The 10,025-nt window shown below is 74.2% G+C and carries 10 protein-coding genes; 3 read left to right on the top strand and 7 right to left on the bottom strand.

Annotated elements, in window-relative coordinates; translation table 11 throughout:
* On the bottom strand, positions 1-920 hold a 920-nt coding region (locus tag KCH_RS07555; RefSeq protein ID WP_035871033.1), incomplete at its 3' end, for an MFS transporter.
* Here KCH_RS07555 and KCH_RS07550 point away from each other — a divergent pair.
* Positions 909-1,760 carry a helix-turn-helix transcriptional regulator gene (locus KCH_RS07550; RefSeq protein WP_084223353.1) on the top strand — a complete coding sequence of 284 codons (852 nt, stop codon included), beginning with the start codon at positions 909-911 and terminating at the stop codon, positions 1,758-1,760. The genes KCH_RS07555 and KCH_RS07550 overlap by 12 nt on opposite strands.
* 34 nt (positions 1,761-1,794) lie before the next feature.
* On the opposite strand, the gene KCH_RS07545 is transcribed toward KCH_RS07550, so the two are convergent.
* The gene (locus KCH_RS07545) at positions 1,795-2,124 is read right to left on the bottom strand and encodes a hypothetical protein (RefSeq protein ID WP_157031940.1); all 330 of its coding nucleotides are present in this window, start codon (positions 2,122-2,124) and stop codon (positions 1,795-1,797) included.
* 198 nt (positions 2,125-2,322) lie between these two features.
* A complete protein-coding gene (locus tag KCH_RS07540; RefSeq protein WP_035860493.1) occupies positions 2,323-3,021 on the bottom strand; it encodes a FadR/GntR family transcriptional regulator in 699 nt (232 codons plus the stop codon).
* A 169-nt stretch (positions 3,022-3,190) separates the two neighbouring features.
* Here KCH_RS07540 and KCH_RS07535 point away from each other — a divergent pair, with 169 nt between their 5' ends.
* Complete coding sequence (locus KCH_RS07535) at positions 3,191-3,715, top strand: gluconokinase (protein WP_051652853.1); 525 nt, start codon at positions 3,191-3,193, stop codon at positions 3,713-3,715.
* Between the two features lie 63 nt (positions 3,716-3,778).
* Entirely contained in the window at positions 3,779-5,179 is a 1,401-nt protein-coding gene (locus KCH_RS07530; RefSeq protein WP_035860491.1) for a GntP family permease, read from the top strand.
* Between the two features lie 85 nt (positions 5,180-5,264).
* Here KCH_RS07530 and KCH_RS07525 read toward each other — a convergent pair whose 3' ends face one another.
* From KCH_RS07525 to KCH_RS07510, 4 genes are all read right to left on the bottom strand, one after another.
* On the bottom strand, positions 5,265-6,848 hold the full coding sequence (locus KCH_RS07525) for a glycerol-3-phosphate dehydrogenase/oxidase (RefSeq protein WP_035860488.1): 1,584 nt from the start codon (positions 6,846-6,848) through the stop codon (positions 5,265-5,267).
* A 74-nt stretch (positions 6,849-6,922) separates the two neighbouring features.
* Positions 6,923-8,446, bottom strand: a complete 1,524-nt coding sequence (gene glpK, locus KCH_RS07520; protein ID WP_035860484.1) for a glycerol kinase GlpK — start codon at positions 8,444-8,446, stop codon at positions 6,923-6,925.
* 284 nt (positions 8,447-8,730) lie between these two features.
* Entirely contained in the window at positions 8,731-9,495 is a 765-nt protein-coding gene (locus KCH_RS07515) for an IclR family transcriptional regulator (protein WP_035860481.1), read from the bottom strand.
* Positions 9,496-9,577: 82 nt separating this feature from the next.
* Positions 9,578-10,025: serpin family protein (locus KCH_RS07510; RefSeq protein WP_167574012.1), on the bottom strand; the 448-nt coding region annotated here is incomplete at its 5' end.

Below are 10,025 nucleotides of genomic sequence, written 5' to 3'. Positions count from 1 at the left end.
AGGTTGAGCATCGCGCCCGCCAGCGCCGCGAACACCAGCGGCGCCCACTGACCCGGCGTCACCCGGAGCAGGACCAGCGCGGGGGCGGTGAGCGCCGTCCCCCACTGCGCGGTGCGCACCATGCCGATCCGGTCCGCCAGCCGGCCGCCGCCCAGGGTGCCGGCCACGCCGCCGAGCAGGAAGCAGGTCAGTGCCGCGCCCGCCAGCAGCTGGGAGGCGCCCAACTGCCGCAGCCAGTACAGCTCGACGAAGGTGCTGACCCCGAAGAAGGCGACCGAGCGGACGACCTCCACACCGGTCAGGACCAGGAACGGCCCCCACCTGTCCCGCCCGGTCCCGGCCGCCGCACCGGCCGCCGCGCCGTACCGGCGGCGCCGGGCCCGGAACAGCACCGCCGCCATCACCAGCGCCGGGAGCACGAACACCGCCGTCGCCCGGACGCCCCACGCGGCGAGCAGCGGAGTGGCCAGCACCGGCGCGAGGAAGAAGCCGACGCTGCCGCCCGCCGCGAACACGCTCATCGCGCCCGCACTGTCGCCCGCCGCCTCCCGCGCCGCCCGCCCGGCCGCCGGATGGAACGCGGCGACCCCGAGGCCGGAGAGCAGCACCAGCAGCCACACCAGGGCGTAGCCGTCCGCGAGTCCGCTCAGGCCGACGCCGAGCCCGGCCAGGGCCAGTCCGGCGGCGGCCAGCCACGGCAGCGGCCGGCGGTCCACCAGCAGCCCGACCAGCGGCTGCGGCACCGCGCTGCCGAGGGTCGCCGCGAGCGTCAACCCGCCCGCGGCGACGTAGCCGTAGCCGCGTTCCAGCACGAAGTACGGCACCACCGCGGGCACCAGGCCCTGGTACAGGTCGTCCACGGCGTGCGCCGCACCCCACAGTCCCATCCGGCGCCACACGCCGGCCTGATGCGTCGTCATGGGACCAGCCTGGCCGCCGCACCCCGGGGCAGGCTTCCGCTACTCTGCCAACCCATATCGCCGTCCCGCCAAGCTCCGGCCGACCCGCCGCGGCCGTCACAGCCGTCGTCGCACCAGAAGGAGACCGGCCCCAGCCGCCACCCGCTGGCGCACCGCGCACGCATCGACTGGCACTGGCACGACGTCGACCAGCTGATCACGCCCGGCCTCGGCGTGCTGGAGGTCGGCACGCCGCACGGGCGCCGAGTGGTGCCGCCGCACCGCGCGGTGTGGCTGCCCGCCGGGGTCGCGCACACCCACAGGGCGCACGGGCCGAGCGAGTTGAGGTGCCTGGTCTACCCGGCGGCGACGAACCCGCTCGGGCTGACCGCACCCGCCGTCCTGGCCGTCACGCCACTGCTGCGCGAGATCGTCGCGCACCTGACCGGCCCGGACGCGCCCACCGGACGGCCCGCCCGGACCCTCGAACAGGCCGCCCTGGACCAGCTCGCGCCCGCCCCCGAACTCCCGCTCGGCCTGCCGCGGCCCACCGACCCGCGCCTGCGGGACGTCGCCGCGCTGCTCACCGCCGACCCCGCCGACGGGCGGTCGCTGGCCGAACTCGGCCGCGCCGTCGGCGCGGGGGAGCGCACCCTGAGCCGGCTGTTCCGCCGGGAGCTCGGCCTCGGCTTCCCGCAGTGGCGCACCCAACTGCGGCTCCAGCACGCCCTGGTGCTGCTCGCCCGGGGCCGGTCGGTGACCTCCACCGCGGCGGCGTGCGGCTTCCGCTCGCCGAGCGCGTTCATCGAGGCGTTCCGGCACGCCTTCGGCACCACCCCCGGCCGCTACCGGCAGCACTGACCGGCCGGGCCCGGATCCGCCACCGGACGGGCCGTCAACTCCGCTGCGGCTGGCCGCCGTACGGCGAGGCGCTCCCGCGCCGGCGGGTGCGCTCACGCGAACCGTCCAGCGGGCCCAGCGAATTGGGGGCGCGGCGGCGGCTCGCGGCGACCTGGCGGGAGACCACCACGTCTATCAGGCACCACACCAGGACGAAGACGCCCATCGCCATCATCGCCAGCGCGGGCACGATCAGGGCGGTGTGCGACCAGGAGGCGAGAACGGCGACGATCACCGTCACCACCGTGAACGCGAACGCCAGGCCCGCGCGGACCGCGGCGGCCCGCACCTCGTCCGGCAACCGGCTGCGCCGACGACGCGCCATCGCCCACCCCCTGTCGGACCCCAGGCTGCCCCAATAGGGGTGAAGGTATGCGGCCACCAGGTGGAATTCCACTCAAACCGGGCGTGTCGTGCCGACGGACCGTCAACCCCCCTGTCCAGGATCGTAATCGGCCCGGCAAGAGGGCCCCGGCAGGAGGGCCGGGAGGGAGGCCCGCCGGAGCCGCTGCGGTCAGTGCGGTCAGTCCGTCAGGGTGGCGTCCAGCTCCTCCAGCGCGCCGACCACGATGGTCCGCATCGCCCGCTCCGCCAGCTCCGGGTCGCCCGCGCAGATCGCCTCGGCGACCTCCCGGTGCAGCTGCACCGCGTAGTCGCGCGGCCGGTGCGGCATCAGGTGGTGCTCGGTGCGGCCGGTCAGCACCGCGCCGACGGTGTCCTTCAGGTGCGCGAACATCTCGTTGCCGGAGGCCCGCAGCACCGCGGCGTGGAAGGCGATGTCGTGCGCGAGGAAGGACTCCAGGTCCGCCGCGCGGGCGGTGACGGTCAGCTCGACGGCCAGTGCGCCGAGCTCCCGCCGGTCGTCGTCGCTGGCGTGCCGGGCGGCCAGCGCCGCCGCGGCCGGCTCCACCGCGACCCGCAGCGAGCCCAGCGAGCGCAGCTGCTCGGAGCGGCCGGCGCCGGCCAGCCGCCAGCGGATCACCAGCGGATCGAACACGTCCCAGTCGCCGCGTGGGCGGACGGTGATCCCGACCCGGCGGCGCGGCTCGACCATCCGCATCGACTCCAGGATCCGCACCGCCTCCCGCACCACCGTGCGGGACACCCCGTGCTGCGCCTCCAGCTCCTCGGCGCGCAGCACGGTGCCGGCGGGCAGCTCGCCGGAGGCGATCGCCGGACCGAGGTGGGCAAGCAGACGGCCGGGCAGGCCCTGGATCTCCATTCGGTCAGCCTATCGGCGAGGTCACGGCCGGGCCGGGACCGGGTGCGGGGTGGAGGCCTCCCACCTGCGACGACGTACATAAGTATGACGATTAGGTTTCGGTGGCTTGAATAAGTCATACCTTTGGGTCTACCTTGCCCGTGACCAGGCAAGGACAGGAGCACCACCCATGGCTCTCAGCGTCGAGAACCAGCAGCCGCCCGTCATCGTGGTGATGGGCGTCTCCGGAGTCGGAAAGACCACCGTCGCCCGACTGCTGGCCCACCGCCTCGGCCTTCCCTACGCCGAGGCCGACGACTTCCACCCCGCCGCCAACATCGCCAAGATGAGCGCCGGGATCCCGCTGGACGACCAGGACCGCGAACCCTGGCTGCGCGCCCTCGGCGCCTGGCTCGGCGAACGGGCCGGGGCCGGCACCGGCGGAGTCGTCACCTGCTCCGCGCTCAAGCGCAGCTACCGCGACATCCTGCGGGACGCCTGCCCCGAGGCGTACTTCCTGCACCTGACCGGCAGCCACGACCTGGTCGGCGACCGGATCGCGCACCGCACCGGGCACTTCATGCCGCCCTCCCTGCTGGACTCCCAGTACGCCACCCTCGAACCGCTCCAGGCGGACGAGAGCGGAACCGTGCTGGACGTCGACGCCGACCCCGACACCCTCGTCGAACGGGCCGTCGCCGACCTGTCGCACTGACACGTCCCCACCCCGTCACACCAGCCGCCGCCCACCGGACCCCCGGGCAGTGACGGCCCGTCAATGGAGACTCGCGTGACCCCCACCCTGCTGGCCGCCGCCGCGCCGGCGCTCCCCCACACGTCCAGCAACGGCCAACTGCTGGCCGCGGTGCTGCTCAGCATCGGCGCGATCGTGCTGCTGATCACCAAGTTCAAGCTGCACCCGTTCCTGGCGCTGACCCTCGGTTCGGGCCTGCTCGCCGCCGTCGCCGGCGCGCCCTTCGACAAACTGCTCAGCAGCTTCTCCACCGGCTTCGGCTCCACCGTCGCCTCGGTCGGCCTGCTGATCGGCCTCGGCGCGATGCTCGGCAAGCTGCTCGCCGACTCCGGCGGCGCCAACATCATCGCCGACACGGTGCTCGCCCGGACCGGCCCGAAGATGCTGCCCTGGGCGATGGCGCTGATCGCCGCCGTGCTCGGCCTGCCGCTGTTCTTCGAGGTCGGCGTCGTCCTGCTGATCCCGATCGTGCTGCTGGTCGCCCGCCGCGGCAACGTCCCGCTGATGCGGATCGGCATCCCCGCGCTGGCCGGCCTGTCCGTGCTGCACGGACTGGTGCCCCCGCACCCGGGCCCGCTGGTCGCCGTCGACGCCCTCAAGGCCGACCTCGGCGTCACCCTGGCGCTCGGCCTGCTGATCGCCGTCCCCACGCTGATCATCGCCGGCCCGCTGTTCGCCCGGTTCGCCCAGCGCTGGGTCGGCCCGCTGGAGATCCCGGCCGACACCACCCCGGCCGAGACCGTCAAGCACGAGAAGACCCCGCGCTTCGGCGCCGTCCTCGCCACCATCCTGCTGCCGGTCGTGCTGATGCTCGGCAAGGCCCTCGCCGACGTGGTGATCGACGACCCGAAGGCCACCGTCCAGCGGTTCTTCGACTTCATCGGCTCGCCGCTGATCGCGCTGCTCGCCGCCACCCTGCTGGCCATGGCCACCCTGGGCAGGGCCGCCGGGTTCGACAAGGAGCGGATCTCCGCGACGGTCGGCAACTCGCTCGGCCCGATCGCCGGCATCGTGTTCATCGTCGGTGCGGGCGGCGGCTTCAAGCAGACCCTGATCGACGTCGGCGTCGGCAACGCGGTCAGCGAGTGGTCCGGCAAGTGGCACGTCTCCGCGCTGCTGCTCGGCTGGCTGATCGCCGTGCTGATCCGCCTCGCCACCGGCTCCGCCACGGTCGCCACCATCACCGCCGCGGGCATCGTCGCCCCGCTGGCCGCCGACATGTCCACCACCCACGCCGCGCTGCTGGTGCTCGCCATCGGCGCCGGGTCGCTGTTCCTGTCGCACGTCAACGACGCCGGCTTCTGGCTGGTGAAGGAGTACTTCGGGATGAGCGTCGGCCAGACCCTGAAGTCCTGGTCGGTGATGGAGACGGTGATCTCGGTGGTCGCGATCGCCCTGATCCTGCCGCTCAGCCTGATCATCTGACGACCGATCAGCCCCCCCCCGATACCGCGACGCCCTCCGGATTCCCGCTTCTCTCCCGGAGGGCGTCGCCGCGTCCGCGGACGGGTCAGCGCGCCAGCAGCTCCGCGGTCCGCTTGCGGACCTCCTCGGTGTCCAGCCCGCGCACCGTCAGCGTGGTGCGCCGCCGCAGCACGTCGTCCACCGTGTACGCCCACTCCTGCTCGGCCGCGTACACCACCTGCGCCCACACGTCCGGGCCGTCGGGGTGCACCCGCTCGCCCAGTTCGGGGCGCTCGGCGATCAGCCGGGCGATCTGGAAGGACAGCGTGCCGTAGTGGGTGGCCAGGTGACGGGCCACCAGCGGGTCCATCCGGGAGCCCGGCTCGCGGTCCATCAGCAGGCGGTGCGCGACCGCCTGCGGGGCGCCGATGCCGGGCAGCGGCACGGTCGCCGGGATCGGCGACACGTCCTCGGCCAGGCCCACGCCCGGCGCGTGCTTGAGCTTCTCCAGCACCACCCGGCCGATGTGCCGGTAGGTGGTCCACTTGCCGCCCGCCACCGACAGCATCCCGGCCCGGCCCTCGGTGACCACCGTCTCCCGCTTGGCCGAGGAGGTTCCGCCCGGCCCGCCCGGCAGCACCCGCAGGCCCGCGAAGGCGTAGGTGATGTCCTCGCGCCGCAGGTGCTCGTCGCGGACGGCGTGCCCGGCCTCGGACAGGATCTGGTCGACGTCGGCGTCGGTGGCCCGCACGTCCAGCGGGTCGCCGGTGTACTCCTCGTCGGTGGTGCCCAGCAGGACGTGGTCCTCCCACGGAATGGCGAAGGACACCCGGTAGTGGTCGATCGGGATGGTCAGCGCGGCCCGCCACGGCGCCTGCCGGCGCAGCACCACGTGCGCGCCCTTCGACAGCCGGATCGACGGCTCGGCGCCCGGGAACTCCATCCGCCGCAGGTGGTCCACCCACGGGCCGGTGGCGTTCAGCACCAGGCGCGCGTCGACGCCGAACTCGGCGCCGTCCAGCCGGTCGCGGACCTCCGCGCCGGTGACCCGGCCGCGGGTGAAGCGCAGGCCCGTCACCTCGGCGTGGTTGAGCACCACCGCGCCCGCCTCGACCGCCGCCCGGACCGTCATCACGGCCATCCGGGCGTCGTTCATCTGGTGGTCGCCGTACACCGCGACCCGCCGCAGGCCCTCGGTGCGCAGCCCCGGCACCGCGCGGGCCGCGGCGGCGGGGGAGACCACCCGGCCCAGGCCGTCGCGGAACGCCGACAGCGCCGAGTACAGGAACACGCCCGCGCCGAGCTTGGGCGCCGAGTGCGGGCCGCCCTCGTAGACGGGGACGAAGAAGGTCAGCGGGTTGACCAGGTGCGGGGCCACGTCGGTGGCCAGCGCCCGGCGCTCCTTGTGGTTCTCGGCGACCAGCTTCACCGCGCCGGTCTGCAGGTAGCGCAGCCCGCCGTGGACCAGCTTGGAGGAGGCGGAGGAGGTGGCGTTCGCGAAGTCCCCGGCGTCCACCATGGCCACCTTCAGCCCGGCCTGGGCGGCGGTCCAGGCGGTGGCGGTGCCGAGGATGCCGCCGCCGATCACCAGCAGGTCGTAGCGGGCCCGGCCGAGCAGTTCACGGGTGGCGGCGCGGGAGGCGACGCGGCCGGCGGCGCGTTCGGCGCCCAGGGTCGGGATGGTAGCCATGGTGTGTGCGGCGGGCCCGGTACGCGGCCGGTCCGCGTCTCCTTCCGATCGGGAATGGTGCCTCTGACGGGACGTCAGAGCTGCGGCTGCTCGTCGTCCTGCTCGATCCAGCCCATGGTGCGCTCCACCGCCTTCAGCCAGTTGCGGTGCTCGCGCTCGCGCGTCGCGTCGTCCATCCGGGGCGTCCACTCGGCGGCGCGGTGCCAGTTGGCGCGCAGCGTGTCCAGCCCGTCCCAGAAGCCGACCGCGAGGCCCGCCGCGTAGGCCGCGCCGAGGGCGGTGGTCTCGGCGACGTACGGACGCTCCACGGGGACGTCCAGCACGTCCGCGATGTTCTGCATCAGCAGGTTGTTGGAGGTCATGCCGCCGTCGACCTTCAGCGCGGTCAGCGTCACGCCGGAGTCCTTCTGCATCGCGTCCACCACCTCGCGGGTCTGCCAGGCGGTGGCCTCCAGCACCGCCCGCGCCAGGTGGCCCTTGGTGACGTACCTGGTCAGGCCGGTGATCACGCCGCGCGCGTCGGAGCGCCAGTACGGGGCGAACAGGCCGGAGAACGCGGGCACGAAGTACGCGCCGCCGTTGTCCTCGACGGTGCCCGCCAGGGTCTCGATCTCGGCCGCCGTGGAAATGATGCCGAGCTGGTCGCGCAGCCACTGCACCAGCGAACCGGTGACCGCGATCGACCCCTCCAGGGCGTACACCGGCGGCCGGTCGCCGATCCGGTAGCCGACCGTGGTGAGCAGCCCGTGGTACGAGTTGACGATCCGTTCGCCGGTGTTCAGCAGCAGGAACGTGCCGGTGCCGTACGTCGACTTGGCCTCGCCCACGTCGAAGCAGGTCTGCCCGAACAGCGCCGCCTGCTGGTCGCCGAGCGCCGCCGCCACCGGCACGCCCGCCAGCACGCCGACCGCCTCGCCGTACACCTCGGCGGAGGAGCGGATCTCCGGCAGCACCGCCATCGGCACGCCGATCGACTCGGCGATCCGCTCGTCCCACTCCAGCGTGTGCAGGTTCATCAGCAGGGTGCGGGAGGCGTTGGTGACGTCCGTGACGTGCCGGCCGCCGTCCACGCCGCCGGTCAGGTTCCAGATCACCCAGGTGTCCATGGTGCCGAACAGGATGTCGCCGGCCTCGGCGCGCTCGCGCAGGCCCTCGACGTTGTCCAGCAGCCAGCGGATCTTCGGCCCGGCGAAGTAGCTGGCCAGCGGCAGCCCGGTCTCCCGGCGGAACCGGTCCTGGCCGACGTTGCGGCCCAGCTCGCGGCAGAGCGCCTCGGTGCGGGTGTCCTGCCAGACGATCGCGTGGTGCACCGGCTCGCCGGTGTGCCGGTCCCACAGCACCGTGGTCTCGCGCTGGTTGGTGATGCCGACCGCCCGGATGTCCTCCCGGGTCAGCCCCGCCTTCTCCAGCGCGCCGCGCACCACCGCCTGCACCCGGGTCCAGATCTCCGCCGCGTCGTGCTCCACCCAGCCCGGCTGCGGAAAGATCTGCGCGTGCTCCTGCTGCTCGACGGCGACGATCCGCCCGTCCGCCCCGAACAGGATGCACCGGCTGGACGTGGTGCCCTGGTCGATCGCGGCGATGTAGCTGGCAGTCATACGGTTCCTCGGCTCGGATCGGCTCGGCTCAGGAGGTCAACGGGGGAGCGGGGCTGACCCTTCGTCAGTCCCCGTACGCGCGGGCCCGGCAAACCACACGGACGGCGCGGCGCGCCCGGACCCTCCAGCCGTCGTTCGACAATGTCGACCGACGTTTGGAAGCCAACCGCAGCCGGACGCCCGACGTCAAGGCGTTGTGACGCGCGCCGCCCCCGCCGGCCACGCACCGCCGCCACCCGGTCACCCAGCGGCCCGCCCGCCCCCGCACGGCCGCCCGCCCGCGCTCAGAACCGGTGCGCCCCGAGATCGCGCGAGATCGCCCGCGCCGCCGTCCGCACCGACGCCACCAGCGACGGCCGCACCGCGCCGCCCTCGCACACCGTCTCCACCGGGCCGCTCACGCACACCGCGCCCACCGGATTGCGCCGCCGGTCCTGGATCAGCGCCGCCACCGAGGCCACGCCCTCCCAGGTCTCCTCCACCGCGTCCGCCCAGCCCCGCTCGCGCACCAGCGCGCACTGCGCGTCCAGCGCCGCCGGCTCCGTCACCGTCCGCGGCGTGAACGCCTCCCACGGCCCGTCGCCCAACTCGCCGCGCGCCACCGGGTCGTACGCCAGCAGCACCTTGCCCAGCGCCGTCGCGTGCAGCGGCTGCATCGAACCGACCTCCAGCACCTGCCGCGAATCGTCCGGCCGGAACACGTGGTGCACCACCAGCACCCCCCGCTGGTGCAGCACCCCCAGGTACACCGTCTCCCCGGCCGCCCGCGCCAGGTCGTCCGCCCACACCAGCGCCCGCGCCCGCAGCTCGTGCACGTCCAGGTAGCTCTGGCCGAGCCGCAGCAGCTCCGCGCCCAGCTGGTACTTGCCGCTGTCCGGGTCCTGCTCGACGAACCCCTCCTGCTGGAGCGTGCGCAGGATGCCGTGCGCCGTGCCCTTCGCCAGGCCCAGCCCCGTCGCCACCTCCGACAGGCCGAGCCGGCGCTCCCCGCCCGCCAACAGGCGCAGGATCGCGGCCGCCCGCGACAGCGACTGGATCGCACCGGACACCGGCCCACCTCCACTGACCACCGGTCGGCGATGCCGACCCCTCCACGTCCCCCGACCGTACTACCCGCCGGCCCCCGGCACCTCACTCCGGTCCGGCCGGCTCCGCCACCCAGCCCGCCATCAGCACCAGACCCGACGCCCGGTGCACCGCCAGGAACGCGAACGGCCGGTCGAAGCGGACCGCCGCCCGCCGCACCCGGAACCGCCGCGCCCGCACCAGCGCCGCCGCCCTGACCATCGCCACCGCCGTCACCGCCCCCGCCTCGAAGCCCTCCGCCGAGAACTCCGCCATCGCCACCTGCTTCGCCTGCGCCACCTTCAACGGCATGCTCCGGCTGATCCCCGGGAACCGGTCACCGTCCAGCGCCGCCGTCCGCAGGCCGAACAGCTCCGCACCCGCCAGCAGATCGTTCTCCGCCCGGACCAGGAACCCGGCCGTCTCCACCACCCCGACGTCCCCGGGCGCCGAGGCGTCGACCGACGCCAACTCCAGCCCCGGCCACGCCTCCCCGTCCGGCCGGACCGCCACC

It is taken from the genome of Kitasatospora cheerisanensis KCTC 2395 (assembly GCF_000696185.1).
Lineage (GTDB): Bacteria > Actinomycetota > Actinomycetes > Streptomycetales > Streptomycetaceae > Kitasatospora > Kitasatospora cheerisanensis.
This window is presented reverse-complemented; position numbering and strand designations above follow the sequence as displayed.

Coding starts and splice junctions, on each gene's coding strand:
- KCH_RS07530 (WP_035860491.1), top strand. CDS start 3,779: ATGGAGACTCGCGTGACCCCCACCCTGCTGGCCGCCGCCGCGCCGGCG.
- KCH_RS07540 (WP_035860493.1), bottom strand. CDS start 3,021: ATGGAGATCCAGGGCCTGCCCGGCCGTCTGCTTGCCCACCTCGGTCCG.
- KCH_RS07550 (WP_084223353.1), top strand. CDS start 909: ATGCGTCGTCATGGGACCAGCCTGGCCGCCGCACCCCGGGGCAGGCTT.
- glpK (WP_035860484.1), bottom strand. CDS start 8,446: ATGACTGCCAGCTACATCGCCGCGATCGACCAGGGCACCACGTCCAGC.
- KCH_RS07525 (WP_035860488.1), bottom strand. CDS start 6,848: ATGGCTACCATCCCGACCCTGGGCGCCGAACGCGCCGCCGGCCGCGTC.
- KCH_RS07545 (WP_157031940.1), bottom strand. CDS start 2,124: ATGGCGCGTCGTCGGCGCAGCCGGTTGCCGGACGAGGTGCGGGCCGCC.
- KCH_RS07535 (WP_051652853.1), top strand. CDS start 3,191: ATGGCTCTCAGCGTCGAGAACCAGCAGCCGCCCGTCATCGTGGTGATG.